Below are 26,447 nucleotides of genomic sequence, written 5' to 3' on the forward strand. Positions count from 1 at the left end.
GTGGAGTAACAGGGTGAAACTGCCGTCTGGCGGCTGGAGCGTCCTATTTTTCTGGTGCGCTGTCCAGTCTGAGCTGCTGCCGAAAGGGTGAACCGTTGTACCGGCACGGCGTCGAACCGCTGATGCACAGGAGCGAATCATGAGCGAAAACAACCCGTATCCCGCGGCCCCTTTCGGCGATTGGGACGGCAGCCCGACAGCCGCTCGAGCGATGCAGCTGGCGTTGGCCTCGCAGGTGCGACTGCAGGACGATTTTCCACCGTTGCGCCTGATTGCCGGGGTGGATGTCGGCTTCGAGGAGGGTGGCAGCATCACCCGGGCCGCGGCAGTGCTGCTGGATGCCGACACGCTCGAGCTGGTCGGTAGCAGCCTGGCGCGCATCCCGACGAACATGCCGTACATCCCGGGCTTGCTATCCTTTCGCGAGCTGCCGGCGGTCCTGCAGGCACTCGCCGAGCTGCCAGCCGTGCCCGACCTGATCTTCTCCGACGGCCATGGCATCGCCCACCCGCGGCGCCTTGGCATCGCTGCGCATCTGGGCGTAGTCACCGGCCTGCCTACCATCGGTGTGGCGAAGAAGTTGCTGACTGGCGAACATGACGAACTCGACCTGACGCGCGGCGCGCAGGTGGCGTTGCGCGACAAGAAGTCCGGAGAAGTGATCGGCTGCGTACTGCGCAGCAAAGACAAGGTGCGGCCGCTGATCATCTCGCCGGGCAATCGCGTCAGCATCGCCACGGCGCCGGAGCTGGTCATGCGCTACCTGACGCGCTATCGCCTGCCCGAACCGACGCGTCTGGCCGACCGGCTCGCATCGCGGCGGGAAGAAAAGGCCGCCGCGCGACGCCTGTCTGGCATGGCAGAGTAGCCGGCAGCAGTTGTAACCAGGATTGCCGAGGGCTGCGGCGGCGCTTGCAGCTGGCGTCTTGCAGGCGCTAGCCTGCGGGCCTGCCGTCAGCATGGACCTTCACGATGCATCTGGATTGCGCCACCGGCTGGTGTCAGGGCGTCCGCCACTGCCCGTCACCGAATTTCAACCAGCGTCCGGCCGGCGAAATATCTCTGCTGGTAATTCACAACATCAGCCTGCCGCCGGGCCAGTTCGGCACTGGCAAGGTCCAGCAGTTCTTTCAGAATGCACTGCAGCGTTGCGAGCATCCCTTCTTCGAGGAGATCGCCGGGCTGCAGGTCTCGGCGCATTTCCTCATCGAACGTGATGGCGCGGTCACCCAGTTCGTCTCCTGTCTGGATCGTGCCTGGCATGCCGGTGTGTCCTGTTTCGACGGACGCGAGGGCTGCAACGATTTCTCCATCGGTATCGAGCTGGAAGGTACGGACCTCGAGCCCTTCAGTGACGCGCAATACCGCGCCTTGATCGAGCTCTGCCGATTGCTGCAAAGCACCTATCCCGCCATCACGCCCGAACGGGTGTGTGGCCACAGCGATATTGCCCCGGGCCGCAAGACCGATCCCGGCCCGGCGTTCGACTGGCAGCGGTTGCGCGCGGCTTTCATTACCTGCTGACGAAAGGAAAAGAGCGATGAGTTTTCTGGTAATCCTGCTCGTGCTGCTGGTGGACAAGTTTTCCGATTGGCGTCTGCGTGTTCAACACGATGGGCCGTGGCTGGCGCGACTGCGCCAGGCGGAGGGCAATCAGCGCTTGCAGCGTGCGCCCTGGCTCGCGCTGCTCCTACTGGTGCTGCTGCCCGTGCTGCTGTTAGGGCTGTTGCTGGCGGCGCTGGAGCCGTTGGCGTATGGCTGGCTGAGCCTGCCGCTGCATCTGCTGGTCCTGCTCTACAGCCTCGGTCGTGGCCATGCCAAGTCCGAACTTGGCGCCTTCCGCGACGCCTGGCGACGTGGCGACCAGGAGGCTGCGGCACTGGCCGCCGAACGTGATGTCGGCTTGCAAGAACAGGATCCGCCCAGCCTGCTGCAAGCGGTGCAGACGCGGCTGTTGTGGAAGAGCTATGAGGGCTTTTTCGCCGTTATCTTCTGGTACCTGCTGCTGGGCCCGATGGCGGCGCTGGCCTATCGGCTGCTGGCGCTGTGCGCCGAACATGCTTCGCTGGAGGGCTTGCGCGAGCGTGCGGAGCAGTTGCGCCATGCCTTCGACTGGCTGCCGGTGCGCGTACTGCTAGGCAGCTTTGCCCTGGTCGGCAATTTCGTCGCGGTCAATCGAGCGTTGCTCGACGAACTGCTGAGCTGGGACGTACCTGCGCGGCGGCTGCTGGCCGATGCAGGCCCCCTGGCCGCCGATCTCTCACCGTCGATCGATGGCGAGGCGGGCATTGCCCGGCTCGATGGGATCGCCGCCCTGCTGGTACGTACCCGAGTGTTCTGGTACGCAGTGATCGCGGTTCTGACCATCCTCGCCTGACCCGGAGCAGGCTCAAGTGAATGGCCGTCCATCAAACTGCTGGATGGCTGTTCGCGCCCCGACAGGCTGCAGCCAGCGAGCCAGAGCGGCTGCGCCTGTGGCGGCTACCGCCTGTCGGGTGGCCATCATTTGGCTATTACCTTAAGTTACAAAAGCACCTACCGATATCCCGTATAACCCGGGCAGATGCCACTCTCTGACGAGCCCTGCTGCGCGCTGCAATTGCGTGCAAGCCCATACCAATAAAATTGGGAGACGTCGTGTGAATAGTCTGTTGTATCCCGCGATCGCATTCATGAACCGCCTGAGCTTCGGCATGAAGTTCAGCCTGGTCAGCGTCCTGTTCTTCGTTCCCATGTTGCTGAGCAACTATTACCTGGTGCGTGATTCGTACCGGGCATTCGTCGGTACCCGCACGGAATTGCAGAGCCTGGAGCTGCTCGGTTCGACCCTGCAGGTGCGGCGCAGCATGGAGGACTGGAAGGATCTCGTGCGAATCGAGTCGATCATCGGCCAGACCGGCAATGTCGAGGCTCTGCAGACCCGTCTGAACCGTGTCGAAGGTGAGCTGGCGGCGCAGCTGCAGGCCCTTGCGCCGGTTGGCGATGCGCCAGAACAGGTCGCCGAGTTCAATGCCCGCCGCGATGAGCTGGTGGCGGGGCTGAACGCCGCCCAGGCCGAGCAGTCGCTGCAGTCCAAGGCGGCCATGGCGGAAACGCTGCTGGGGCAGTCGCAGGTGATGATCAAACTGGTCGCCGGACAATCGGGCCTCAGCCAGGACCTCGAACGCGAGGTGCGCCTGCTTGCCGAGCTGCTCACCACGGTAACCCCAGCCATCAGTGCAACGCTCGGCGAAGGCCGCGCGGTGGGCTCCTACACCTTCGGCCAGGGCTACCTGAATTCGGATGCCAGCAACACGCTGGACAACCTCGTGCTGGAGCTGGAAAAGCAGCAGGCACAGTACGCCGCGCAGCTGCAGGACGCCCTGGGTGCAAGCGCCGCCGCGCGGCGTAAGCTCGAATCCTTCGCCACCGCCAGCCGCGAATCCCTGCAGGCGAGCAGCGACATCCTGCAGGACGAGGTGATCATGGCCGATGCGCTGGATCGGCCGTGGGAGCAGTTCTACGAGCGCATCAGTGCCGAGATGGCGAAGACCTACCAGCTCAACGATGCCATTCTCGGTTTCCTCGAGGTGGAGCTGGCCGAGCGGCTGGAACAGAAGCGTCTGCTGATGACCCTGCTGATCTCGGCAGTGGCCATCGTGCTCGTTCTGGTCGCCTATCTGTACGCCGGCTTCTATGCCTCGACCCGCGCCTCGCTGCGCAGCCTGGGCAAGATCATGGACAAGGTTGCCGCCGGCGATATGACCGCGCGCTATCAGGTGCAGAGCCGCGACGAGCTCGGCGAGTTGGGGCAGGTGTTCAATACCACCGTGGCGCAGGTCCGCGAGCTGATCGAGCGGGTCGGCCAGACGGTCGCCGAGGTCGACCGGCAGGCGCAGCGGGTCGAAAGCGTCTCTGGCGAAAGCAATCAGACCGTGTCCGAGCAGCGCGGCCAGATCGAGCAGGTCGCAACGGCGATGAACGAGATGTCCGCCACGGCCCAGGAGGTTGCCAGCAGTGCCGAGGCGGCTGTGGGCAGTGCGCAGAGCGTTAACGAGGAAACCGTCAGTGGACGGGCGCTGGTGGTGGCGCAGGTCGGTGGCATTCAGCGCCTGGCCAGTGAGATCGAGCAGTCGGTGCAGGTGATCAATCAGCTGGCCGGCGACAGCAAGGCGATCAGCCAGGTGCTCGACGTGATCAAGACCATCGCCGAGCAGACCAACCTGCTGGCGCTCAACGCCGCCATCGAGGCTGCGCGTGCCGGTGAGCAGGGGCGCGGGTTTGCGGTGGTGGCCGACGAGGTGCGCGGGTTGGCGCAGCGGACGCAGAAATCGACGGCGGAGATCGAGCAGATGATCGCGCGGCTGCAGAATGGCGTCGGCGCGGCGGTCAAAACCATGCACGCCAGCCATGCGCTTGCCGAAGATACGGTGGGGCAATCCGGGCAGGTGGAGCAGGCGCTGGAGAACATCCTCGGCGCGGTGGGGCTGATCGTCGATCAGAACCAGCAGATCGCGGCAGCGGCCGAACAGCAGACGGCCGTGGCGCACGATATCGATCGCAACATCGTCGCCATCAACGAGGCCGGCCAGCGTACCGCCGAGGGTGCCGGGCATACCGAGCAGGCGAGTCGCGAGCTGTCGCAGCTGGTCGGGCGTCTGCAGCAGCTGATCAGCGCGTTCCGCGTCTGAGCGCAGCGCCGCTCAGGGCCGTGGCCAGCCGAACAGCTCGCAGCTGTTGCGATAGCTGGCGGCGGCCAGCTCTTCGGCGCTGACGCCTTTCAGATCGGCCAGCATCCGGCAGATCTCCGGCAGCAGTTCCGGACTGTTGCGCTCGCCGGCATAACCGGCCGGCGGGATGTCCGGGGAGTCGGTTTCCAGCACGATGGCTTCCAGCGGCAGCTGTTTCAGTACCCGCTGCATGCGCTGCGCCTGTGGCCAGGTACCGGCGCCACCAAGACCGAGCTTGAATCCCAGGCGCAGGTACTCCCGAGCCTCCTCCCAGCTGCCACTGAATGCGTGGACGACACCTGCGCATGCCAATCTGTGCCGTTTGAGCGCGGCGATCATCGGTGCATGCGCACGTCGTACGTGCAGCAGCACTGGCAAGGCGAAGTCCGCGGCCAGCGCCAGCTGCGCATCGAGCAGTTCGTGCTGCCGCTCCACGTTCGGGTCTTCCACGTAGTAGTCCAGACCGATCTCGCCGATGGCACAGAGCTTGGAATCGCCGTGCAGGCGCTCCAGCCAGTCGCGCAACTGGTGCAGATGCTCGTCGCGATGCTCTTCGATGAACACCGGGTGCAGGCCCAGCGCGGCATAGATATTCGGCTGATCGCAGGCCAGCTGCCAGACCCGTTGCCAATTGGCTTCATGTACACCGAGCACCACGATGCGCTCGACTCCGGCGTCCTGGCTGCGAGCAATGACCTGCGCCCGGTCGTCATCGAACATCTCGAAGTCGAGGTGGGTGTGGGTGTCGATCAACTGCACGAGCGGACTCCAGTGGTCGGCGGTGGGCGGGCGGTAATGCTACATGGCCTTCAGTGTCTTTCCTCTTCGATCTGGATGTCGCTAACGCCCAGTTCGGTGAGTCGGCTGGCCTCGCTGGGGCGGATCGGATTTTCCCAGGGAGCATCGACGGCGGCGCGCGGCTCGCGCACGTGATGCAGCAGAATTTCCAGCTCGGCCTGCTCGAGACCGGGCACTTCGAACGAGCTGATCAGCAGCGATGCGGGCTCGCCGTTGAGGCGGTAGTGGATGCGGTAACGTTTCAGATCGGTCATGGCGGGCTTCCTGCGGTGGGCGGTACTGATACATCCGACCGCCGAAAACCGCTCAGGCTCCCGGCTCGTCCTGTGCTTCACGTTCGAGCAGCGCCGCCTTGCGCTGCAGGCCCCAGCGGTAGCCGGTCAACGCCTGCTGGCTGCCGACCACGCGGTGACAGGGCACCAGCAATCCGACCGGGTTGCTGGCACAGGCGCGCGCCACCGCACGGGCGTGGCTGCCGAGGCTTGCGGCCAGTTCGCCGTAACGGCGCGTCTCGCCAGCCGGTATCTGCTGCAGTGCCTGCCAGACCCGTTGCTGGAAGGCCGTACCGCGCAGATCGAGCGGTAGCTGGGCGGCACGTTGTGGCTCTTGCAGTTGAGCGATGATTGCCTGCAGCCACTCACCCAGGCCAGCCTGATCGCGCTGCAGCTGCGCGGCGGCAAAGCGTGTGCGCAGTTCGTCTTCCAGCGCTGCTTCGTCGTCGCCGAACAGCAGGGCGCAGATACCTTTGTCGCTGCTGGCGACCAGCAGCAGGCCGAGCGGGCAGGGTGCCAGGGCGTAGCGCAGGATTTCGCCTGCGCCCTTGCGGCGGCGCTGGGACGGGGTCAGCGCCTGCGCTTCGGCATAGGGCGCGCGGGTGCCCGAATAGCCGGCGGCGAGGGCGGCATCGAGTACCGAATCGGCTTGTGGCAAGCGAGCATTCAAGCGCTCGCGGCGCCGCGCCGCAGCCCAGGCATGTGGTGTCATGCCGGTACGGGCCTTGAAAGCACGCGACAGGTAGGCCGGCGACAAGCCGATACGCGTCGCCAGCTGCTGCAGCGGCAGCGGCGCATCGGTTTCATCGAGCAGGCGACAGGCGGCGACCACCAAGGCATCGAGCTGCTCGCTCGGGCTGGGACCGCAGGGCGAGCAGCGGCGGCACGGGCGAAATCCGTCGGCTTTGGCCTTCTCGGTGTCCGTGTAGAACACCACCCGCTCGCGTGCCGGCCGGCGTGCCGGGCAGCTGGGGCGACAAAAAATGCCGGTCGAGCGCACGGCGAACACGAAGCGCCCATCGAAGGCAGCATCGCGTTCGCATAACGCTTGCCAGCAGCGGTCCTGGTCGAGCATGGCGCGACTCCCTGGTTGATGCTGCGATTGTCGGACCTGTGCAGGCCGTGCGCCAATCCAAAGCATGCTTTCAAAGTAGATGGGGGCAATGGAAGCCGGCTGACGATTGCCGTAACCTGCAGCATCGCCCTCACCGAGAAGGACCTGCAAGCAGCTGATGAAAACGCCTAAACGACTCGAACCGCTGATCGAGGATGGCCTGATCGACGAGGTGCTGCGACCGCTGATGAGCGGAAAGGAAGCAGCGGTATATGTGGTGCGCTGCGGCGACGAGCTGCGCTGCGCCAAGGTCTACAAGGAAGCCAACAAGCGCAGTTTCCGCCAGGCCGTGAAATACCAGGAAGGCCGCAAGGTGCGCAGTAGTCGCGATGCGCGCGCGATGGCCAAGGGCTCCAAGCACGGGCGCAAGGAGAAGGAAGACAACTGGCAGAACGCTGAGGTCGCGGCGCTGTTTCGCCTTGCCGATGCCGGCGTGCGGGTGCCCAAGCCCTACGACTTTCTCGACGGCGTGCTGCTGATGGAAATGATCGCCGGCGAGGATGGCGATGCCGCACCGCGACTCAATGACGTCGACCTGCACCCGGACGATGCCCGCGAGTTCCATGCATTCATGATCCACGAAGTGGTCAAGATGCTCTGCGCAGGGCTGGTGCATGGTGACCTATCGGAATTCAACGTGCTGCTCGACGAACACGGCCCGGTGATCATCGACCTGCCGCAGGCGGTGGATGCGGCCGGCAACAACCATGCGTTCGAAATGCTCGAGCGCGATGTCGGCAACATGTCGGCCTACTTCGGACGGTTTGCCCCGGAACTCAAGTTCACCCGTTACGCCAAGGAGATGTGGGCGCTGTACGAGCAGGGCAAGCTGACTACCGAGACCGAGCTGACCGGTGAGTTTGCCGAGCCGGAAGATGCCGCGGATATCGATGCGGTAATGCGGGAGATCAAGGCCACGCTGGCCGAGCAGGAGCGCCGTGAGGCCTTGCGCGGGGCGGATGATGCGCCGAAGGATGAGCCGCCGGAGCCGCCGTGGATGAGAGGTTGATCGGCAGCCTCTAGCAAGAGTCGGAGATCGCTGGTTCTGCCTTGTTGTCGAGTTGCTTGAGCGTATGGTTTCGCCGTGGCGGGCGCGACCGACCATCAAGCGGCTCGGCAATCGGCTTGGCTAGAGGCCCCAGGGCTTCGGCTGTTTGAGCTGTTCAGTGTGTCGATTTCTCTGCAGGCCCAGCCGCGGCATCTGCGCTCTCAGGCTGCCACCCACCTCCCAGCGCCACATACAGCGCCACCTGCGCGGTCGCCAGCGCGGCCCTGCCTTCCAGCGCTTGTCGCCTGGCCTGCAGCGCGCCGCGTTGGGCATCCAGCACTTCACTCAGGTTCGCTTCCCCCAGCTCGTAGCTGCGCTGCGCCAGGCGGTGCGCGCGTTCGCGGTGTTCGCGGGTACGGCTGAGCGACACGTGCCTGCGCTGCTGACCAGCCATCCTCGTCAGGCCGCGCTCGACTTCCTCGAGGGCGCGGGCCAGGGCCTGTTCGAAGGCGACGTAGGCGGTCTCGCCCTCGGCATCGGCCAGGTCGATGGCGGCACCGCGGCGTGGATAGTCCAGCAGCGGCAGGCCGAAGGTGGCACCGACCCGGGCGAAGTTCGAGGCGCTGGAGATGGCATCGCCCAGGGCGAAGCCGGAGCGCCCTACTGCGGCCTGTACCGCCAGCTTGGGGAACAGGTCGCGGCGGGCGGCCAGCGATTGCAGCTCGGCGGCGTCCAGCCGCGCGGCTTCTGCGATCAGGTCCGGGCGGCGGCGCAGCAGGTCGATGGGCTGGCCGGGGGCGATGTGCTGTTCGGCCAGTGGCACCGGCGCGCTGGCGGCGAGGCGGGCGGCAGTGCTGCCAGGTGGTTCGGCGAGCAGGGTGTCCAGTGCCAGCTGCGCTTCGGCCAGATGGATATCCAGCTCGTCCAGATCGGCTTCCAGCGACGCGCGCTCGGCGGAGGTGGCCTCGACGTCCAGCCGTGTCACTTCGCCGGCGTGAAACAGCAGCCCGGCTATGCGCTCCAGTTCGCGCGCCACTTCGATGCCTTCGACCAGCAAGGCGCGCTGGCCCTGCAATGCGCGCAGCTGCAGATAGCCCTGGGCGGTATTCGAGGCCACGGCCAGCCGCGCCGCTACCGTCTGCGCCTCGGCCGAACGCAGCTGCCGGGCCGCGCTGTCACGCCGCGCGCGGGTGGCGCCGAACAGGTCCAGCTCCCAGGTTGCTTGCAGCGCCAGCTCCCAGGTATCGAAGCTGATCACGTCGTCGTCGGGGATCAAGTCGGCCAGCGGGCTGTCGGGTTCGGCTTCCTGATCGTTCTCGTTCCACTGGCGGCTGGCCGAACCGGGCAGATCGAAGCTCGGCAGCAGGCCGGCGCGCGACTGGCGCAGCTGGGCTCGCGCTGCGGTGACGCGCGCCATGGCCAGGCGTACATCGTGGTTCTGCTGCATGGCGCGGCTGACCAGCGCGCTGAGCTGCGGGTCATCGAACTGGCGCCACCAGACGGCCAGCGTTTCGGCATCGGCCGGGTGCGCACCGGCGGCACTGAACCAGCCTTCCGGCAGTTGCGGATCGGTATGCTGCGGTGCGCTGGAGCAGGCACTCAGGGCCAGGGCGAGCAGCAGCGGGGCGGCCAGGGCCTTGGCAGTCATGCGGTTTCCTCCGGGCGCACTTTCATGAACAGCAGGTACAGGCACGGCACCGCTAGCAGCGTCAGCAACGTGGCGAAGCCCAGGCCGCCCATGATGGTCACCGCCATGTTGGCGAAGAACGGGTCGAACAGCAGCGGCACCATGCCCAGTACGGTGGTGCCGGCGGCCATCATCACCGGTCGCAGGCGCGACGCCGAGGCTTCGATGATGGCGGTCAGGCGCGGTACTTCGTCGTCGATCTGCCGGTCGATCTCGTCCACCAGCACCACGGCGTTCTTGATCAGCATGCCGGTGAGGCTGAGCAGGCCGAGCAGCGCCATGAAGCCGAATGCCTGTCCGGTGAGCAGCAGGCCGAAACTCACCCCGCAGATCGCCATGGGTACCACCAGCCAGATCATCAGCGGCTGGCGCACCCTGGCGAACAGCAGCACGGTGACCAGCACCATCGCCAGGTAGGGCACCGCGAGCGTGCTGGCCAGCGCCTGCTGGGCGTCGGAAGACTGTTCGTAATCGCCGCCCCACTTGAGGCTGTAGTTGACTGGCAGCTCGATGCCCTCGATCAGCGGGCGAATGCGCTGGTGTGCCTCGTTGGTGTTCTCGCCATCCCGCGGTTCGGCGCGAATGGAGATGGTGCGCTCGCGGTCGTAGCGCACGATGATGCTGTCCTCGCTGGTTGGCTCGATGCCATCAGCGACCTGCGCCAGCGGCACGTAGCCGTTGCCCGCCGGACTCCAGATCAATCGTTGCAGCAGGTCGTCGCTGCTGACGCGGTCTTCAGGCGCAGCGCGCAGCAGCACCGGGATCAGCTCGTCGCGCTCGCGCAGCAGACTGACCCGCTGGCCCTCGCTGCCGGCGGCCAGCGCGCGCGCCACCGCCTGGCGGGTCAGACCGGCGTCGGCAAGGCGATCCAGGGCCAGTTGCGGGCGCAGCACCAGCACCGGCTGGCGCCAGTCGTCGCGCACGTTGAATACCTTGCCCTCATCCTGCAGTCGCTTGCGGCCTTCGGCGGAGATGGCTCGCAGCACCTCGATATCCGGACCGCTGATGCGCGCCTCCAGCTTGGCCTCGGCGTTGGGGCCGAACATGAACTGCGCGGCCGTGACATCGGCCGAGGGGTAGCGCTGCGGCAACTCCTGGTTGATCTGCCGGACCAGGCGGTCGATCAGCTCGGCATCCTCGGTGCGCACGAGAAAGTGCATCAGCGATGAATTCGGCTGCTCCGGCATGTAGGTCAGCATGAAGCGCGAGGCACCGGCGCCGATGAAGCTGGACACGCCGCTGACGCCCTCCATCTCTGCCAGATATTCCTCGACGTCGCTCGCGGTGCGTGCGGTATCGCGGATATGCGTGCCCTGCGGCAGGAACAGGTTGACGTAGAACAGCGGCGTGCTTGATGGCGGAAAGAAGCTCTGCGGCAGCCGGGTGAAGATCACTGCGCTGACCACTGTCAGCACCAGCAGCACGCCGATGGTCAGCCAGGGCCGATGCAGCACGCCGCCGGCCAGGCGCCGATAGCGGTTGTACCAGGGGCCGTTGTAGGCGGCGTCGGGGTCCTCGTCGGTGTCGGCATTGCGCAGCAGGTAATGGCCGAACAGCGGTACCAGCAGCAGCGCCAGCAACCAGCTGAGCAGTAGTGACACGGCGATGACGAAGAACAGCGAGAAGAGGAGTTCGCCGGTGGTGTCCTGGGACAGGCCGATACCGGCGAAAGCGAGGATGCCGATGATGGTCGCGCCGAGCAGCGGCCATTGCGTCTGCCGCAGCGTTTGTTGCGATGCCTCGAGAATGCTCTTGCCCTGGCGCTGGCGCACCAGCATGCCATCGCAGACCACTACCGCGTTGTCCACCAGCATGCCCATGGCGATGATCAGCGCGCCGAGGGAAATCCGCTCCAGCTCGATGCCCACCAGCCACATCACCAGCAGCGTGCCGAGCACGGTGAGGAACAGCACCGCGCCGATGATGAAGCCGGCACGCAGGCCCATGGCAATGCACAGCACGCCGACCACGATGGCTACCGAGAGGAACACGTTGAGCGCGAAACTGTTCACCGACTCGTCGACGATCTGGTGCTGTTCATACAGCGGATGCAGGTCGGCGCCCAGCGGCATGCGGTGTTCGTTGGCCTGCAGCACCGCTTCGACGCTATGCCCGACCTCGACGATATTCGCCCCGGAAACCCCGCTGATACCGAGCGTCAGCGCCTGCTGGCCGTTGTGACGGATGATCTGCTGCGGCCGCTCGGCATATTCCCGCGAGAGCCTGGCGATCGCGCCCAGTTCGACCCGCTGCGGTCCTTGGCCGACCGGCAGCGCTCGCAGTTCTTCCAGCGAATCGAAAGCGCCACTCGGGCGCAGGCGCACGAAGAATTCACCGGCATTCACCCCGCCGGCATCGACGGCGGCATCGGTATCGGCCAGCGCCGCGGCGATCTCGTCGGGAGCAACACCGAGTGCGGCCAGCTGCGCCTGGTCGACCTCCACCAGGATGCGCTCCTCCTGCACGCCGGCGATCTCCACCTTGCCGACGCCGTCGGCGGTGAGCAGCGCGCGGCGCAGGTCCTTGGCCGTTTCGTGCAGCTCCTTGAGGGTCAGGCCGTCGCCAGTGAGCGCGTAGAAGATGCCGTAGACGTCGCCGAAATCATCGTTGACCTGCGGCGGCTCGATGCCCGGCGGCAGGTCGCCCTGGGCATCGTTGATCTTGTTGCGCAGCTCGTCCCAGATCTGCGGCAGCGCATCACCGGCGTAGCGGTCCTGCATCTCCACGCGGATCTCGGCGATGCCCGGCATCGAGCGCGAGCGGATCTCCTTGATCTGCGACATCTGCTGGATGGCGCTTTCCAGCGGCTCGGTCACCTGCTGTTCGACCTCCAGCGCCGTGGCGCCGGGGTACTGCACGTTGACGATGGCCTGCTTGATGGTGAATTCCGGGTCTTCCAGGCGGCCGATCTCGAAAAAGGCGAGGATGCCGCCGAACAGACAGATCAGTACCAGAATCCAGATGTTGACCGGGCGCGTGATGGAGTAACGGGCGAAATCCATCGGCTCAGTTCCGCTCCCGCGCTTCGATCGGTTGATCGTCGTGCAGCTTGCTGCCGCCGGCGACGATGATCGGCAGCTGCGCCTGCAGGGCGTCGCCACGGATCAGTGCCTGATCGCCTTCGACCTGCTGCAGCTCTACCGCCAGCCGCCGCGCGCGGCCGTCGGCGGCCTGCCAGATGAAGTGTTTGCCGTCGCTGCCGGTCTGCAGTGCCGACAGCGGCAGGCGGAAGCCGTCATTGTCGGTCTCTGGCTGTGCGGGGCGCTCCAGCCTGACACGCATGGCCATGCCGGGCAGCAGGTTGAAATCCTCCGGCGGTTCGCCTTGCAGCACCAGCCGATAGGTGCGCGCGCCTTCGCGCGGCTGGGTGCTGTGTTCCTTGTAGCGCAGCGGCAGACGCAGGTCGGCGATCACCAGTTCAGCCTCGGCTTGCAGCTCGGGCCCGAGGGGAATGCTCAGCGCTGCGCTTTCCGGCAGGTCGACGCTGACCTCGATATGGCGGTTGTCCTGCATCTCGAATACCGGCGTGCCGACCGCGACCACCATGTCCGGCTCGGCCAGCCGTCGCGCAACCACGCCATCGAACGGTGCCGTCAGGGTGCTGTGATCGATATTGCGCTGGGCGCTGTCGCGGGCCACGCGGGCGGCCACGGTGTTGGCCTGCAGCGCTTCGATGGCGGCCGGGGCGAGGATGCCTTCGGCGAGCAGGGTGCGCTTGCGTGCCAGGTCTGCTTCCAGCTGACGCAGGCGCGCCTCGGCTTCGCGCAGCTGCAGGCGGTAGTCGGTGCGGTCCAGCTGGGCCAGCGTTTGTCCACGGCGCACGCGCGTACCTTCGTCGATCAGGATGCGCTCGATGCGCCCGGACACTTCGAAGGACAACTGCGTGGAGGTCACGCTCTGCACCACACCAGAGAAACGCAGGGCTTCGGCCTTGGACTCGGCTGGACGCAAGGGCTCGACCAGCGCCACCCGTGGCGGCTCGGGCGCCGGCTCGGCTTCCGAGGAACAGCCGCCGAGCAGCGGCAGCGCACAGGCGATGATCGTCAACCAGGCCTTGGACACTGGAAATGCTGGCGTCGACGTCATCGGGGCTCCTGGCTGATCGGCATTGAAGGCGTTGGTGGGTATGCGCTGGGACTGACAATAGAGCCCCGCGCCGTCGCAGGAGTTCGCCGGCACAGTGTTGCCAATGACGTGACCATGCGGTCGCTTTCTGCCCAGGCTCTGCCACACTTGAAGGGGCGCGCCTAGTGGCTGCGCAGCGCTTGACCGGCACAGACTCAGCGGGGATGCTTGCCCGCAGTAGAAGACGCATCAGTCATGGGGAATACGCAATGCAAGGCCAGGCACCGGTAATCGACTATCTGAAGGAGCTGCTGCGCGGGGAACTGGCGGCGCGCGACCAGTATTTCCTGCACTCGCGGATGTACGCCGACTGGGGCTTCAGCAAGCTCTACGAGCGCATCAATCACGAGATGGAGGAGGAGACGCAGCACGCCGATGCACTATTGCAGCGCATCCTCTTTCTCGAAGGCACTCCGGACATGACGCCGGAGCCGATCCATCCGGGGCATACCGTGCCGGACATGCTGCGCAGCGATCTCGCGCTGGAGTACAAGGTGCGCGCTGCGCTGGCCCAGGGCATCGCGCTGGCCGAGCAGCATGGCGACTACCCGACCCGCGACATGCTGGCGCTGCAGCTGCACGATACCGAGGAAGACCACGCCTATTGGCTTGAACAGCAGCTCGGCCTGATCGACCGCATCGGCCTGCAGAACTACCTGCAATCCCAGGCCAGCTGAGCCTTCGCCCGGCGAGACATAGCCTGTCTCGCCGGGCGTTTGCGTTCCGTCAGAGCCGGAAGCGGCTCACCATCATCTGCAGCTGACCACCCAGACGGGCAAGCTCGGTGCTCGATGCGGCCGTCTCCTCGCTGGCAGCGGCGGTCTGTTCCGACACGTCGCGCACGTTCACCACGCTACGGCTGATTTCCTCGGCCACTGCGCTTTGTTCCTCGGCAGCCGCGGCGATCTGCTGGTTCATCGCCTGGATGTTCGACACGGTGCGGGTAATGCTGCCGAGCGAAGCGCCAGCACGGCGCGCCAGCTCGACGCCGCTGTCGGTGAGGTCGCGACTGGTATGCATGATCGAAGCGACCTGCTGCGTACCGTTCTGCAGTGCGGCAACCAACCCTTCGATTTCCTCGGTGGACTTCTGCGTGCGCTGCGCCAGGCCGCGCACCTCGTCGGCGACCACGGCGAATCCGCGCCCGGCCTCGCCTGCACGGGCGGCCTCGATGGCGGCGTTGAGCGCCAGCAGGTTGGTCTGCTCGGCCACCGCCCGAATCACATTCATCACGCTGCCGATCTTGTCGCTTTCTTCCTGCAGTGCGGTCATCGCCTCGGTGGAACGCACCACGGCGCTGGCCATGCGTTCGATCTGGGTGACCACTTCGGTCACCACGCGATCGCCTTCGCGGGCTTCGCTGTCCGCCTCGGTGGCGGCCAGGGCTGCCTGCTCGGCATTGCGCGCCACTTCCTGAACGGTCGCCGACATCTCATGCATGGCCGTGGCCACCTGGTCGGTTTCCTCCTTCTGGCTGTTCACGCCGGCACTGGTCTGCTGGGTCACGGCCGACAGTTCCTCGGCAGCCGCGCTGATCTGGCTGACACCATCGCGGATGCCACCGATCAGCTCGCGCAGGGTCGAGCCCATCTGCTGGATGCCACGCTGCAACACGCCGAGCTCGTCGCGACGCTGGATCTGCGCGGTTTCGCTGAGGTCGCCGGAAGCGATGCGCTCGACGTCGGCCATGGTGGTACGCAGCGGCAGGATGATCTGACGGGTGATCAGCCAGGCGGCCAGCACGCCGAGCACCAGCGCCAGCAGCGTGCTGACGATCAGGCGGCTGCGCGCGTCGCTGCTTTCCACATCAAGGCGGTCGAGCTGGAACTGGTACAGCGAATCGCTGATTCGGACGATCTCCTTCTGCTGATCGGTCATCTCCTGACGTGCCTTGGCGATTGCCTGCGTGGCTGTCTCCAACGCCTGGATGGCGCTGCGGTACTCGTCGAGTACCGTGCGGATCTGCTGCAGCGCTGCGCCGCTGTTGGCGTCGAGAGCTCCGGCGTGTCGGCCCAGAGTGGCCTGCGCGGTATCAAGCTGGGTGTAGATGGCTTTAACGGCATCGTTGGCCGGTGCTGCCATATAGACGCGCAGCAGGTATTGCGCGCGCTGCACGTCTTCCTTGATCTGGCTGATCGCCAGGAGCTGCGCGAAGCGATCTTCTTCATAGTCCGGCAGCTGCAGCACATGATTGGTGACGCCGGCGGTCAGTTCGCCCAGGCGAGTGGCGGCGCCATCGATGGTGGTGCGCGCGCCGTTGGCCTGGGCGTAGGCCTTGCGCATGTCGTTCAGCGAATTCTGGTACTGCGCATTGTAGCCGGCCTGCTCCTTGAGCTGGGCGACGTTGATCGGGTTCTTGAACGTGTTGAGCAGCTGGGTCTGCTGCGCCAGGTAGATGCCGAGGTTCTTGTCCAGACGCTCGGTGGACTCGGCGTCGCCATTGGCCAGCATGAATTGCAGGCGGGCGATGCGCAGGTCGGTGAGGGTCTTGTTCAGCAGCGAGATTTCGGTCATCCAGCCGCTGCGCTGGATGACGCTGCCAAGGCTGCCCCAGCCGTTCCAGGCGAGGATGAGGGTGAGGGCCAGGACGACGCCGAAGCCCAGTGCGAGCTTCCTGCTGACGCCGATGTTTGCAAACCAGTTATTCATGGCAGTCCATCTAATCAATAGTTCGATCCGAACGGGCGCATTGGCAGCCCGCGGGTGTCTTCGGCCCCTCTGTCGGCCGCGAGCATACGAACTTGAATGTAAAGCGAGGAGTGGTCGCAGCGTGCTGGTCACGGATGTCCGGCACGCTGGAGCAGGGGATGTTATGGGGCTTGGAGAGGGCGGCCCGCGTCAGCCTTTGCGAGGCGATTGGATTGCGGCGGGGCGAGATGACGGGGCGCTGCAGCAGCCGCTTTCGATGCCCTGCAGGATCGGGCAGTCCGGGCGATCATCGCCCTGGCAGTGGTCGACCAGCTCCTGCAGGGTGTCGCGCAGGCCGACCAGCTCGGCGATCTTGCGGTTCAGCTCGTCGATGTGCGAGCCGGCCAGGGCTTTCACGTCGGCGCTGGCGCGCTGACGGTCCTGCCACAGCGCCAGCAGCTTGCCGACCTCCTCCAGCGAGAAACCCAGGTCACGGGCGCGGCGGATGAAGGCCAGCTGATGCAGGTCGCGCTCGTTGTAGTGGCGATAGCCATTGGCGCCACGCCCGGCCGGCGTGAGCAGGCCGATGGATTCGTAGTAGCGGATCATCTTCGCCGTGAGGCCACTGTGCTTGGCTGCCTGACCAATGTTCATGGCGTGCTCCCGATCATTCTTCCGGCTTCCAGGAACGCAGCAGCAGGGCGTTGCTCACTACGCTGACGCTCGACAGGGCCATCGCCGCGCCAGCCACCACCGGGCTGAGAAAGCCGAAGGCGGCGAGCGGAATGCCCACCAGGTTGTAGATGAAGGCCCAGAACAGGTTCTGCTGGATCTTGCGGTAGGTGCGCCGGCTGATTTCCAGCGCCGCCGGTACCAGCCGCGGATCGCCGCGCATCAGGGTGATGCCGGCGGCGTGCATGGCCACATCGGTACCGCCACCCATGGCGATGCCGACATCCGCTGCGGCCAGGGCCGGGGCATCGTTGATGCCGTCGCCGACCATCGCCACCACGGCGCCGCCCTTCTTCAGCTCCGCCACGGTGGCGGCCTTGTCCGCTGGCAGCACCTCGGCATGCACATCATCGATGTGCAGCGCTTCGGCCACCACCCGCGCGCTGCCACGGTTGTCGCCGGTGATCAGGTGGCTGCGGATATGCCGCGCCGCGAGCCCGGCAATCGCTGCTGCGGCGCCGTCCTTGAGGCTGTCACCGAAAGCGAACAGGCCGAGGATACGCGGCTCGGGCGCATGCTCCACCAGCCAGGAGAGGGTGCGACCCTCGGCTTCCCAGCGCTGGGCGGTTTCCAGCAGCTCGCCCGGCTGCAGGCCGTACTCTTCGAGCATGCGCCGGTTGCCCAGCGCCAGCTGCTGACCATCCAGCGTTCCGGCGATGCCGCGGCCGCTCAGGGCCTGGCTCTTCTGTACATCCGGCACGGCGATGCCGTCGGCTTCGCAGCGCTCCAGCACGGCGCGCGCCAGCGGGTGTTCGCTGCCCCGCTGCAGGGCGCCGGCCAGGCGCAGTATCCGCGCTTCGTCGCCGTCCACGGCATGCAGGTGGATGATCTGCGGCTTGCCCGAGGTGAGCGTGCCGGTCTTATCGAAGGCCACGGCCGTGACCGCATGGGCGACTTCCAGCGCCTCGGCGTCCTTGATCAGGATGCCGTGGCGCGCGGCCACGCCGGTGCCGGCCATGATCGCCGCCGGCGTGGCCAGACCCAGGGCGCAGGGGCAGGCGATGACCAGCACGGCCACGGCATTGATCAGCGCGACCTCGACCGGCGCGCCAGTCAGCAGCCAGCCGATCAGGGTGAATACGGCGATCACCAGTACCGCCGGGACGAACACCTGGCTGACCTTGTCCACCAGCTTCTGGATCGGCGCCTTGGCTGCCTGGGCGTCTTCCACCAGGCGGATGATCCGCGCCAGCACGGTCTCGCCACCGAGCGCAGTGGTGCGCACCAGCAGCCTGCCCTCGCCATTGATCGCGCCGCCGGTGATGCGGTCGCCTGGCGCCTTGTTCACTGGCAGGCTTTCGCCACTGATCAGCGCTTCGTCGGCCTGGCTCTCGCCCTCGACCACTTCACCGTCCACCGGGAAACGCTCGCCTGGCTTGACCAGCACCAGGTCGTCCAGGCGCAGCGCGGCGATGGCGACATCTTCCTCGCGGCCGTCGACTACCCGTGTCGCGCGGTCTGGGCGCAAGGCTTCGAGCGCACGAATGGCGGCGCTGGTCTGGCGCTTGGCGCGGCTTTCCAGGTATTTGCCCAGCAGCACCAGGGCGATCACCACTGCCGAGGCCTCGAAATACAGGTGCGGCATCTGCCCGGCCGGCGTCGCCCACCATTGATAGAGGCTCAGGCCATAACCGGCGCTGGTGCCGATGGCGACCAGCAGATCCATGTTGCCGGCGCCAGCGCGCACCGCCTTCCAGCCGGCCACGTAGAAGCGTGCGCCGAGGATGAACTGTACTGGGGTGGCGAGCAGGAACTGGATCCACGCTGGCAGCATCCAGTGCTGCCCGAACAGTTCGCCGAACATCGGCAGCACCAGCGGTGCGGCCAGCAACAGGGCGGCGATCACCGCCCAGCGTTCACGCTGCAGGCGCCGCTCGGCATCTTCTTCGGGGTGCTGCTGGTCGCCGGCGCTTGCCTTGTAGCCTGCGGCCTCGACCGCCTGGATCAGCACGGCGGGGTCCGGCGTACCGATCACCTCGACATGCGCACGCTCGCTGGCCAGATTCACCGCGGCGCTGCGCACGCCTGGCACCTTGAGCAAGGCGCGTTCGACCCGGCCGACGCAGCTGGCGCAGGTCATGCCCTCGATGTTCAGCTCGATGCTCTGCAGCGGTACGCCGTAGCCGGCCTTTTCCACGGCCTCGATCAGCGTCGCCACACCCAGGTCATCGCCTTCGATACGCACCTGTTCGTTGGCCAGGTTGACGTTGGCCGCGGCGACGCCCGGCACCTTGAGCAGGGCCCGCTCGACGCGGCCGGCGCAGCTGGCGCAGGTCATACCGCTGACCGGCAGCGTATGGGTGGCGCTGGACATGGCAGTGACTCCTCGGATTGCGATGGCTGCAGGATCGACCTTAACCCTATGGCAAGGTCAACACCATGATCTGCGACAGCAGGTGCCTTGACCTTGCCCGGGTGGCAAGGTCGAGAATCGGCGCCTTCAGCAGACGAGGAGAGCGACGATGCAAGTATTGAACGTGAGCGGAATGACCTGCAGCCACTGCGAGCGTGCGGTAACCCAGGCCATCCAGGCGCTGGACCCGCAGGCGCAGGTGCAGGTGGACCTGGCGGCCGGAACGGTGCAGGTCCAGAGCAGCGCCAGCGAGCAGGCGATTCGCCAGGCGATCAGCGAAGAGGGTTACCAGGTGAGCTGATCGCTCACGCGGCAGGCTGGTCGGGATCGTCCGGCCAGTCGCGGACCAGGCCGCGGAACAGCGGGTCGATCAGCGCCCTGGTATCGACCTCTGGCGCGAACAGTTCGGTGTCGCGCGTCCAGTCGGTGAACAGTCCGACCACCAGGGCGTGCAGCGACAGCGCGGCGAGCCGCGGCGTGACGCCGGGGCGCAGGCAGGTCGAGGCGTTGCGCAGCAGGTTTTCGCACAGATCGATGAACTGGTTGATGAAGGCGTGGTGACGTTCCTCGGCTTCACGCAGTTCATCGGTGAATTCGCACTTGTGCAGCAGGATGGTGAAGATCCGGCGCTTCTGCTCGTTGCTGGCCAGGGTGCTGATAGCCTCGACCGTCAGGTTGCGCAGGGCGATCAGTGCCTGTAGCGGCTGCTGCTGATCGCAGCTGCACAGGCGCTCGGTCATCTGCTCCGGTGGCAGGCGAATCTGGTTGAGCATTTCGTGGAACAGGTGCGCCTTGTTCTGAAAATGCCAGTACACCGCGCCGCGCGTCACACCGGCGTCACGGGCGATCTGGTCGAGGCTGGTGTGGGCCACGCCCTTGTCCAGAAACAGCCGCTCGGCGGAGGCGAGGATGGCGATACGGGTTTTCTCGGCTTCTTCTTTGGTTCGGCGCATGGGCAGATTCAGGCAGATGACGGCTGCTTCGGGCGTCCAGCAGCGATGGAGGCGGCCAGTGTAACGGCGCATCTCGTCGCGATGCATGTTTACAATCGGCGGTGTATGTAACAGCATCTTGCGCGCCGGTGCAAATTCCCGGGCAAGGTCGAGGTCCCAACAACTCACCCGGCCACGTCTCTCTTCCAGCTTGTGAGCCTCTGATGTCCCTGCGGATTCTTCTCATACTGGGCGCGCTCAGCGCGTTCGGTCCTCTGGCGATCGACATGTATCTGCCGGCCTTCCCCTTGCTGGCGCAGTCGTTCGGCACCAGCGTCGATCACGTGCAGCTATCGCTGGCCGCCTATTTCATCGGTCTGGCCATCGGTCAATTGGTCTACGGGCCGCTGGCTGATCGTTACGGGCGGCGCGGGCCGCTATTGATCGGCGTGACGCTGTTCACCCTGGCGTCGCTGGCCAGCGCCTTTGCGCCGTCCATGGATTGGCTGATCGGTGTGCGCTTCGTCCAGGCACTCGGCGGCTGCGCCGGCATGGTGGTGGCGCGGGCCGTGGTGCGTGACCTGTGCGACCCGATGACCAGCGCCAAGGTGTTCTCGCAGCTGATGCTGGTGATGGGCCTGGCGCCGATTCTCGCGCCGGTGGCGGGCGGCGCGTTGCTGGCGTCGTTCGGCTGGCCGTCGATCTTCATCCTGCTGACGCTGTTCAGCGCGATGTGTCTGGTAGCCGTCACGCTGTGGCTGCCGGAGACCTACCCGGCCGGACTGCCGCGCCAGCCGATGTCCGGTGCGCTCGGGCAGTATCTGCGGCTGTTCCGCGATCGCTTCTTCATCGGCCACGTGCTGACCGGCGCGTTGTGCATGGCCGGTATGTTCGCCTACATCACCGGCTCGCCGTTCGTCTTCATCGAGCTGTACGGCGTCAAGCCCGAGCACTTCGGCTGGCTGTTCGGCATCAATGCGGCGGGTTTCATCCTGATGGCGCAGGTCAACGTGCGGCTGGTGCGCTGGCGCGGGCCGGAGTTCTGGGTGCGGCGCTGGGTGTGGTTCTTCTTTGGCAGTGCGTTGGCGCTGCTGGCGGTGGCGGCGGCACAGCCCGAATCGCTCTGGCCGTTGCTGATCCCGCTGTTCTGCTGCGTGTCCTGCCTCGGTTGCCTGCTGCCAAACGCCACGGCCTGCGCCATGGCCGACCAGCGCGCCAATGCCGGCAGCGCCTCGGCCCTGCTCGGCAGCATGCAGTTCACCATTGCAGCCATCGCGGCATCCGCGGTGGGGGCTTTGCACAACGGCACGGCGGTGCCGCTGGCCGCAATCATCAGCCTGTGCGGCCTGCTGGCAACGGTTGTCGCCTACACGACGGCGCGTGCCAGCACTGAGTGAGCTTCAGGCGCTCATTGGCAGAGGATGTGGCGCCTGCAGGCGGCGGCGCAGGGTCTCGACGAAGTTGCGTGCCTCGGCTTCGCTGCGAAAGGTGATGCGCTGGCGATCCAGGCTAACTTGCCAGGCGCTGTCGGGGTAGGGCGTCAAAGGGCGGACGAGAATGTTCATGGCGATCTCCTCGTATAGGGGGCGCCGCACAGTCTAGGCACAGCCATGGCCCGCGCGGCGAGCCATGGTGTCGCAGGTCAGCCTGACGCCGACGAATGGCTCAGTAGGCCAGGCGCGCGTCCAGGCTGTTCTGCGCCAGGCGGCGGGCCTGTTCCTCGGTCATGCCCAGGCTCTCGTGCAGCGCGACGAAGTTCTCCGTCACATAGCCGCCGAAATAGGCGGGGTCATCGGAATTCACCGTGACCTTCACACCCTTCTCCAGCAGGTCGAGGATGTTGTGCTGGCGCATGTCGGCGAACACCTTGAGCTTGGTGTTGGACAGCGGGCAGACGGTCAGTGGAATCTGCTCCTCGATCAGGCGGGCGATCAGCTTCGGATCTTCCGCAGCGCGCACGCCGTGGTCGATGCGGCTGACCTTGAGCAGGTCGAGCGCCTGCCAGATGTATTCCGGCGGGCCTTCTTCACCGGCGTGGGCAACGGTCAGCAAGCCTTCGGCCCGCGCCTTGTCGAACACGCGCTGGAACTTGCTTGGCGGATGGCCGACTTCGGAGCTGTCCAGACCGACGGCGAAGAAGGCGTTGCGATAGGGCAGCGCCTGCTCCAGCGTCTTGAAAGCGTCTTCTTCCGGCAGGTGGCGCAGGAAGCTGAGGATCAGCCCGCTGCTGATGCCCAGCAGTTCGCGGCCATCGGCCAGCGCGGCGCTGATGCCGTTGAGCGCGGCCTCGAACGGTATTCCGCGGTCGGTGTGGGTCTGCGGGTCGAAGAAGGGCTCGGTGTGCACCACGTTCTGCTCTTCGCACTTCTGCAGGTAGGCCCAGGTCAGGTCGTAGAAGTCCTGCTCCGTGCGTAGCACGTCTGCGCCGGCGTAGTAGAGGTCGAGGAATTCCTGCAGGTTGCCGAAGTTGTAGGCGCTACGCAGTGCCTCCACGTCGTTCCAGGGCAGGGCAATCTTGTTGCGTTCGGCCAGGCGGAACATCAGTTCAGGCTCCAGCGAGCCCTCGAGGTGCAGGTGGAGTTCGGCCTTGGGCAGGTTGTTGAGCCAGTCGTGCATCGCGAAATTCTCGTCTTGCGGGTGTGCGGGCATTCTATCGGTGGGTTGGAGCAACTGATATGCCAGCGGACCAGTTTGTCCCGCATAGCACTGTTGCATGACGACCTAATGACCCATCCATTGCCATCAGGGCACTTTGGCGATTAATTGACCAGCGGTCCGCAAGCCAGTTCTGGCGGGCTTTGGCGAGGTTGTTCCCAATGTTATCCACAAAGTTCTCCACGCATTCCGGGCATAACTGAAGGCTGGCAGAACGCAATTGATGGCAAAACGTCATCTCGCGACTGGTCGGTCGAAAAACACGGTAATTCAAGCGTTTAACGCGCCCCGCGGGGGCGCTTTAGCTGTGTTGATCAAAAAATGTGCAGTTTTGCCGAGCGCCCGCGGTGAGTGCTTCCCAGGCGGCCATACAATTGTTATCCACAATTGCGTCCACAGTATTTGTGGGCAACGCAGGCTCTAGTTCAACGCTTGCAGCTGGCTGCGCCCGCGGGTGATATCAGCGAGCAATCTCTGCAGTGGCTGCAGCTGAGCGGCGGGAAGGGCCAGTTCCAGCGTCGCGCCTTCGGCATCGAAATGCTCGGCTTCCAGCAGCGCCTCGAAGTCCGGCAGGCGTGCCTTGAACAGGGCCAGCTCGGCGAAGCGGCAATGGCAGCGGCAGTGCGAGCGCGACACCAGCTCGCTGCGCTCGCCTGCCTGCAGGCACTTCGCCGTGGTGCCGCCATAGGCGCGGGCTAGGCCGCCGGTGCCGAGCTTGATGCCACCGAACCAGCGGATAACCACCACCGCGACCCGGTCGAAATCCTGCCCTTCGATGGCGGTGAGCATCGGCCGACCCGCCGTGCCGCCCGGTTCGCCGTCGTCGCTGAAACGGTACTGATTGCCGATCTTCCAGGCCCAGCAGTTATGCGTAGCGGCGGGATCGCTTACCGCCTGGATAAAGGCCAGGGCCTCTTCGGCGCTCTGCACGGGTGCCGCCTTGGCCAGAAAGCGGCTTTTGCTGATGACTTCCAGCAGTTCGCAGGGCGCGGACAGGGTGAAGGGCATGGCGGTTACGGCGTCGGTGATGGTTTACGGGGTGGCCATTGTAGCGGCGCCGCTGCGGCTGCGCTGCGTCGTGCTGCATGGCCCGTCCGGCGAACGGATTGAACTTCGATGGATCGTCCAACCCCTACCTAGTAGGGCGCGGTTTGCGCGCATGACCTGGAGAAGGTCCCGCCGTACCGCATTTCGCTGGCACATCAGATGGAGGAAATTCCATGCTCAATTCCACTTACCAGTCATGCATCCAGGCTTGCTCCAACTGCGCGCTGGTTTGCGAAACCTGTGCGGCATCCTGCTTGCGCGAGGACGATGTGAAAATGATGGCGCGCTGCATCGAGCTCGATCGTGACTGCGCCGACATGTGTGCGATCGCGGCAGTGCTGATGACCCGCGACAGCCCCTATGCGAAAGCCTTCTGCAAACTCTGCGCACAGGTCTGTCGCGATTGCGCCGAGGAATGTGGCAAGCACACACACGACCATTGCCAGGCCTGCGCCGAGGCCTGTCGCAAGTGTGCTGAAGAGTGCGAAAAGATGGCTGCCTGATCGGTCGCCGATTCGCAGGGCCGCAGCTGCCGCTGCCGGCCCTTTTGCTTCACGCCAGCCAGTCCAGCGTCAGGATCAGACGGCGTTCGGTGTTGGTCGCCTGCGGCGAGCGGTGAATGATCCCGGCGCCTTCGTTACCCAACCACTTCTCCCCCTTGAACAACGCCACGTCGCCAGCGCCAAGCCGCTGGATGGCGGCCGGTTCAGTCGGTTCGGCTGCCGGATCGCCCAGGCGCCGACGTGGCATGCCACTCTCATGCAGCCATTCGCTCCCTGCGCCGGCATAGGTGCTGATCAGCCTTAGTGGCACGTGATCTACGTGGAAGCGCGGGCACATCGGCTTGTCCAGCAGGCGCAGGCGCAGGCCGATGCGCCGGGCATCGACCAAGCAGCTGAACGCCCGCACCAGCCAGGCCACGTCGGCGGCAAAACCGGCATGGCCGGCGATGTCCCGATAGGCCGCCGCCAGGGTTGGCAGTTGCAGCTCGCTTTCGCCGGTCGGTTCGAGGGTCAGCGATTCGGCCAGCGGCTCGCCCAGGGCCAGGAGTGTCTCGGCGAACTCGGCAATGTGCAGCGGCAGCTGGCGCTGCCATACCGTGAGGTTGACCCCGTCGCGCAGCGCCTCGCCAAGTATCTCCGGAGTGTCGCCCAGCAGCTGGCGCGGCTGCGGGCGGACGATCTGCTGCGCCAGCATCAGGCGACCTGCTCGTGCCAGGGCCCGAATGGGTCCGGCAGACGCAGCCAGCCGTTGACGCCCACGGCCCACTCGCTGTCGTTCAGCAGGCAGGCGTCGAGCTCGCGGCGCAGCCGGTCGAAGTCAATGTTCTGCCCAATGAAGACCAGCTCCTGACGGCAATCACCGAACTCGCCACGGGATTTGGCCAGGATTGCTGTGCGGCTTTCGCTGTCGCTCGGCCAGGCCGATTCAGGGGTGAAGTGCCACCAGCGACCGGCATAGTCGTAGCGCATCAGCCCACCGGCCTGGGACCAGCTGCCTGCTTCCTCTGGCCGGGTGGCCAGCCAGAAAAAGCCTTTCGAGCGCAGCAACCGGCCGTTGCTCCACTCGCGGTTGAGGAAGTTGTAGAAGCGCTGCGGATGGAACGGCCGGCGGGCCAGGTAGGCGGTCGAGGCGATGCCATACTCTTCGGTTTCCGGCACATGCTCGCCGCGCATTTCCTTGAGCCAGCCCGGTGCCTGGGCAGCGCGCTCGAAGTCGAAACGACCGGTGTCGAGGATGCGCTCGAGCGGCACCTGGCCCATGCTCATCGGCAAAATCTCGGCGTGGGTGTTGAGCCTGCCGAGAATGGCGACCAGCTCCTCGCGTTCGGCGGCGGAAATCAGGTCGATCTTGCTGATCAGGATCACGTCGGCGAACTCGACCTGCTCGATCAGCAGCTCGGTGACCGAGCGCTCGTCGTCCTCGCCGAGGCTTTCGCCATGGCTGGCCAGGCTCTCGGCTTCGTGGAAGTCACGCAGGAAGTTCACCCCGTCGACCACCGTGACCATGGTGTCCAGTCGTGCCAGATCGGCCAGGCTCTGGCCCTGCTCGTCGCGGAAGGTGAAGGTTTCGGCCACCGGTAGCGGTTCGGAGATGCCGGTGGACTCGATCAGCAGGTAGTCGAAGCGGCCCTCGCGGGCAAGCTTGCCGACTTCCTCGAGCAGGTCCTCGCGCAGGGTGCAGCAGATGCAGCCGTTGCTCATCTCGACCAGCTTTTCCTCGGCGCGATTGAGGCTGACGCCGCGCTGCACCTCGTTGCCGTCGATGTTGATCTCACTCATGTCGTTGACGATCACCGCGACGCGGCGGCCTTCGCGATTCTTCAGGATGTGGTTGAGCAGGGTGCTCTTGCCGGCACCGAGAAAGCCGGACAGGACGGTAACGGGGAGGCGGTTCATGGCAGTCT

The 26,447-nt window shown here is 65.7% G+C and carries 24 protein-coding genes; 9 read left to right on the top strand and 15 right to left on the bottom strand.

All coding sequences use genetic code 11. The annotated features are described in order from the left end of the window. Window positions 1–139: 139 nt before the first annotated feature. The 4 genes from nfi to PSEST_RS03560 all read left to right on the top strand — a co-directional run bounded on the left by nfi (window position 140) and on the right by PSEST_RS03560 (window position 4,670). On the top strand, window positions 140–868 hold the full coding sequence (nfi, locus tag PSEST_RS03545) for a deoxyribonuclease V (RefSeq protein WP_015275665.1): 729 nt from the start codon (window positions 140–142) through the stop codon (window positions 866–868). A 104-nt stretch (window positions 869–972) separates the two neighbouring features. Continuing rightward, on the top strand, window positions 973–1,524 hold the full coding sequence (gene ampD, locus PSEST_RS03550; protein WP_015275666.1) for a 1,6-anhydro-N-acetylmuramyl-L-alanine amidase AmpD: 552 nt from the start codon (window positions 973–975) through the stop codon (window positions 1,522–1,524). Between the two features lie 16 nt (window positions 1,525–1,540). After that, window positions 1,541–2,377 (top strand): regulatory signaling modulator protein AmpE, encoded by an 837-nt coding sequence (ampE, locus tag PSEST_RS03555; RefSeq protein ID WP_015275667.1) that lies wholly within the window; start codon window positions 1,541–1,543, stop codon window positions 2,375–2,377. A gap of 262 nt (window positions 2,378–2,639) precedes the next feature. Then, window positions 2,640–4,670, top strand: a complete 2,031-nt coding sequence (locus PSEST_RS03560; RefSeq protein ID WP_015275668.1) for a methyl-accepting chemotaxis protein — start codon at window positions 2,640–2,642, stop codon at window positions 4,668–4,670. 12 nt (window positions 4,671–4,682) lie between these two features. Here the strand turns inward: PSEST_RS03560 and PSEST_RS03565 are convergent, their stop codons facing one another. From PSEST_RS03565 to ada, 3 genes are read right to left on the bottom strand one after another with little or no spacing between them, the layout of a single operon-like run. Next, complete coding sequence (locus PSEST_RS03565; protein ID WP_015275669.1) at window positions 4,683–5,468, bottom strand: TatD family hydrolase; 786 nt, start codon at window positions 5,466–5,468, stop codon at window positions 4,683–4,685. Between the two features lie 50 nt (window positions 5,469–5,518). Further along, window positions 5,519–5,761: a hypothetical protein gene (locus PSEST_RS03570; RefSeq protein WP_015275670.1), complete on the bottom strand. Its 243-nt coding sequence runs from the start codon at window positions 5,759–5,761 to the stop codon at window positions 5,519–5,521. A 52-nt stretch (window positions 5,762–5,813) separates the two neighbouring features. Beyond that, window positions 5,814–6,854, bottom strand: coding sequence for a bifunctional DNA-binding transcriptional regulator/O6-methylguanine-DNA methyltransferase Ada (gene ada / locus PSEST_RS03575; RefSeq protein WP_015275671.1), 1,041 nt, complete (start codon window positions 6,852–6,854; stop codon window positions 5,814–5,816). 157 nt (window positions 6,855–7,011) lie between these two features. Between ada and PSEST_RS03580 the strand changes: the two genes are divergently transcribed. After that, a complete protein-coding gene (locus PSEST_RS03580) occupies window positions 7,012–7,902 on the top strand; it encodes a PA4780 family RIO1-like protein kinase (protein WP_015275672.1) in 891 nt (296 codons plus the stop codon). Between the two features lie 154 nt (window positions 7,903–8,056). Here PSEST_RS03580 and PSEST_RS03585 read toward each other — a convergent pair whose 3' ends face one another. The 3 genes from PSEST_RS03585 to PSEST_RS03595 are packed head-to-tail and all read right to left on the bottom strand — an operon-like array spanning window position 8,057 to window position 13,654. Next, window positions 8,057–9,529, bottom strand: coding sequence for an efflux transporter outer membrane subunit (locus PSEST_RS03585; RefSeq protein WP_015275673.1), 1,473 nt, complete (start codon window positions 9,527–9,529; stop codon window positions 8,057–8,059). Then, window positions 9,526–12,570, bottom strand: coding sequence for an efflux RND transporter permease subunit (locus PSEST_RS03590; protein ID WP_015275674.1), 3,045 nt, complete (start codon window positions 12,568–12,570; stop codon window positions 9,526–9,528). Before PSEST_RS03590 ends, PSEST_RS03585 begins: the two co-directional genes overlap by 4 nt. A gap of 4 nt (window positions 12,571–12,574) precedes the next feature. Then, a complete protein-coding gene (locus PSEST_RS03595; RefSeq protein WP_015275675.1) occupies window positions 12,575–13,654 on the bottom strand; it encodes an efflux RND transporter periplasmic adaptor subunit in 1,080 nt (359 codons plus the stop codon). A 248-nt stretch (window positions 13,655–13,902) separates the two neighbouring features. Between PSEST_RS03595 and bfr the strand changes: the two genes are divergently transcribed. Next, window positions 13,903–14,370 carry a bacterioferritin gene (gene bfr / locus PSEST_RS03600; RefSeq protein WP_015275676.1) on the top strand — a complete coding sequence of 156 codons (468 nt, stop codon included), beginning with the start codon at window positions 13,903–13,905 and terminating at the stop codon, window positions 14,368–14,370. Between the two features lie 49 nt (window positions 14,371–14,419). Here the strand turns inward: bfr and PSEST_RS03605 are convergent, their stop codons facing one another. From PSEST_RS03605 to PSEST_RS03615, 3 genes are all read right to left on the bottom strand, one after another. After that, window positions 14,420–16,342, bottom strand: a complete 1,923-nt coding sequence (locus PSEST_RS03605; RefSeq protein WP_015275677.1) for a methyl-accepting chemotaxis protein — start codon at window positions 16,340–16,342, stop codon at window positions 14,420–14,422. Window positions 16,343–16,531: 189 nt separating this feature from the next. Beyond that, on the bottom strand, window positions 16,532–16,975 hold the full coding sequence (gene cueR, locus PSEST_RS03610; protein ID WP_015275678.1) for a Cu(I)-responsive transcriptional regulator: 444 nt from the start codon (window positions 16,973–16,975) through the stop codon (window positions 16,532–16,534). 13 nt (window positions 16,976–16,988) lie between these two features. Beyond that, complete coding sequence (locus PSEST_RS03615) at window positions 16,989–19,367, bottom strand: heavy metal translocating P-type ATPase (protein WP_015275679.1); 2,379 nt, start codon at window positions 19,365–19,367, stop codon at window positions 16,989–16,991. A gap of 148 nt (window positions 19,368–19,515) precedes the next feature. Here PSEST_RS03615 and PSEST_RS03620 point away from each other — a divergent pair, with 148 nt between their 5' ends. Then, on the top strand, window positions 19,516–19,707 hold the full coding sequence (locus tag PSEST_RS03620; RefSeq protein ID WP_015275680.1) for a heavy-metal-associated domain-containing protein: 192 nt from the start codon (window positions 19,516–19,518) through the stop codon (window positions 19,705–19,707). A 4-nt stretch (window positions 19,708–19,711) separates the two neighbouring features. Here the strand turns inward: PSEST_RS03620 and PSEST_RS03625 are convergent, their stop codons facing one another. After that, window positions 19,712–20,359 (bottom strand): TetR family transcriptional regulator, encoded by a 648-nt coding sequence (locus tag PSEST_RS03625; protein ID WP_023447151.1) that lies wholly within the window; start codon window positions 20,357–20,359, stop codon window positions 19,712–19,714. A 203-nt stretch (window positions 20,360–20,562) separates the two neighbouring features. Between PSEST_RS03625 and PSEST_RS03630 the strand changes: the two genes are divergently transcribed. Beyond that, window positions 20,563–21,735: a Bcr/CflA family multidrug efflux MFS transporter gene (locus PSEST_RS03630; RefSeq protein WP_015275682.1), complete on the top strand. Its 1,173-nt coding sequence runs from the start codon at window positions 20,563–20,565 to the stop codon at window positions 21,733–21,735. A gap of 3 nt (window positions 21,736–21,738) precedes the next feature. Here PSEST_RS03630 and PSEST_RS22255 read toward each other — a convergent pair whose 3' ends face one another. The 3 genes from PSEST_RS22255 to PSEST_RS03640 all read right to left on the bottom strand — a co-directional run bounded on the left by PSEST_RS22255 (window position 21,739) and on the right by PSEST_RS03640 (window position 24,001). Beyond that, window positions 21,739–21,903, bottom strand: coding sequence for a hypothetical protein (locus PSEST_RS22255; RefSeq protein WP_015275683.1), 165 nt, complete (start codon window positions 21,901–21,903; stop codon window positions 21,739–21,741). A gap of 100 nt (window positions 21,904–22,003) precedes the next feature. Further along, a complete protein-coding gene (locus PSEST_RS03635) occupies window positions 22,004–22,954 on the bottom strand; it encodes an adenosine deaminase (RefSeq protein WP_041756448.1) in 951 nt (316 codons plus the stop codon). A 459-nt stretch (window positions 22,955–23,413) separates the two neighbouring features. Then, window positions 23,414–24,001, bottom strand: a complete 588-nt coding sequence (locus PSEST_RS03640) for an IMPACT family protein (protein WP_015275685.1) — start codon at window positions 23,999–24,001, stop codon at window positions 23,414–23,416. Window positions 24,002–24,213: 212 nt separating this feature from the next. On the opposite strand from PSEST_RS03640, the gene PSEST_RS03645 reads away from it, so the two are divergent. Continuing rightward, a complete protein-coding gene (locus PSEST_RS03645; RefSeq protein ID WP_015275686.1) occupies window positions 24,214–24,543 on the top strand; it encodes a four-helix bundle copper-binding protein in 330 nt (109 codons plus the stop codon). Window positions 24,544–24,592: 49 nt separating this feature from the next. Here the strand turns inward: PSEST_RS03645 and PSEST_RS03650 are convergent, their stop codons facing one another. Together PSEST_RS03650 and zigA are read right to left on the bottom strand one after the other, a co-directional pair. Then, a complete protein-coding gene (locus PSEST_RS03650; protein WP_015275687.1) occupies window positions 24,593–25,237 on the bottom strand; it encodes a DUF1826 domain-containing protein in 645 nt (214 codons plus the stop codon). After that, window positions 25,237–26,439, bottom strand: a complete 1,203-nt coding sequence (zigA, locus tag PSEST_RS03655; protein ID WP_015275688.1) for a zinc metallochaperone GTPase ZigA — start codon at window positions 26,437–26,439, stop codon at window positions 25,237–25,239. Before zigA ends, PSEST_RS03650 begins: the two co-directional genes overlap by 1 nt. Between the last annotated feature and the right edge of the window lie 8 nt (window positions 26,440–26,447).

This window comes from Stutzerimonas stutzeri RCH2 (assembly GCF_000327065.1).
Lineage (GTDB): Bacteria > Pseudomonadota > Gammaproteobacteria > Pseudomonadales > Pseudomonadaceae > Stutzerimonas > Stutzerimonas stutzeri_AE.

Coding starts and splice junctions, on each gene's coding strand:
- PSEST_RS03615 (WP_015275679.1), bottom strand. CDS start 19,367: ATGTCCAGCGCCACCCATACGCTGCCGGTCAGCGGTATGACCTGCGCC.
- cueR (WP_015275678.1), bottom strand. CDS start 16,975: ATGAACATTGGTCAGGCAGCCAAGCACAGTGGCCTCACGGCGAAGATG.
- PSEST_RS03630 (WP_015275682.1), top strand. CDS start 20,563: ATGTCCCTGCGGATTCTTCTCATACTGGGCGCGCTCAGCGCGTTCGGT.
- PSEST_RS22255 (WP_015275683.1), bottom strand. CDS start 21,903: ATGAACATTCTCGTCCGCCCTTTGACGCCCTACCCCGACAGCGCCTGG.
- PSEST_RS03605 (WP_015275677.1), bottom strand. CDS start 16,342: ATGAATAACTGGTTTGCAAACATCGGCGTCAGCAGGAAGCTCGCACTG.
- nfi (WP_015275665.1), top strand. CDS start 140: ATGAGCGAAAACAACCCGTATCCCGCGGCCCCTTTCGGCGATTGGGAC.
- PSEST_RS03570 (WP_015275670.1), bottom strand. CDS start 5,761: ATGACCGATCTGAAACGTTACCGCATCCACTACCGCCTCAACGGCGAG.
- PSEST_RS03650 (WP_015275687.1), bottom strand. CDS start 25,237: ATGCTGGCGCAGCAGATCGTCCGCCCGCAGCCGCGCCAGCTGCTGGGC.
- ampE (WP_015275667.1), top strand. CDS start 1,541: ATGAGTTTTCTGGTAATCCTGCTCGTGCTGCTGGTGGACAAGTTTTCC.
- ada (WP_015275671.1), bottom strand. CDS start 6,854: ATGCTCGACCAGGACCGCTGCTGGCAAGCGTTATGCGAACGCGATGCT.
- ampD (WP_015275666.1), top strand. CDS start 973: ATGCATCTGGATTGCGCCACCGGCTGGTGTCAGGGCGTCCGCCACTGC.
- PSEST_RS03645 (WP_015275686.1), top strand. CDS start 24,214: ATGCTCAATTCCACTTACCAGTCATGCATCCAGGCTTGCTCCAACTGC.
- PSEST_RS03595 (WP_015275675.1), bottom strand. CDS start 13,654: ATGACGTCGACGCCAGCATTTCCAGTGTCCAAGGCCTGGTTGACGATC.
- PSEST_RS03640 (WP_015275685.1), bottom strand. CDS start 24,001: ATGCCCTTCACCCTGTCCGCGCCCTGCGAACTGCTGGAAGTCATCAGC.
- PSEST_RS03580 (WP_015275672.1), top strand. CDS start 7,012: ATGAAAACGCCTAAACGACTCGAACCGCTGATCGAGGATGGCCTGATC.
- zigA (WP_015275688.1), bottom strand. CDS start 26,439: ATGAACCGCCTCCCCGTTACCGTCCTGTCCGGCTTTCTCGGTGCCGGC.
- bfr (WP_015275676.1), top strand. CDS start 13,903: ATGCAAGGCCAGGCACCGGTAATCGACTATCTGAAGGAGCTGCTGCGC.
- PSEST_RS03635 (WP_041756448.1), bottom strand. CDS start 22,954: ATGCACGACTGGCTCAACAACCTGCCCAAGGCCGAACTCCACCTGCAC.
- PSEST_RS03590 (WP_015275674.1), bottom strand. CDS start 12,570: ATGGATTTCGCCCGTTACTCCATCACGCGCCCGGTCAACATCTGGATT.
- PSEST_RS03620 (WP_015275680.1), top strand. CDS start 19,516: ATGCAAGTATTGAACGTGAGCGGAATGACCTGCAGCCACTGCGAGCGT.
- PSEST_RS03625 (WP_023447151.1), bottom strand. CDS start 20,359: ATGCGCCGAACCAAAGAAGAAGCCGAGAAAACCCGTATCGCCATCCTC.
- PSEST_RS03585 (WP_015275673.1), bottom strand. CDS start 9,529: ATGACTGCCAAGGCCCTGGCCGCCCCGCTGCTGCTCGCCCTGGCCCTG.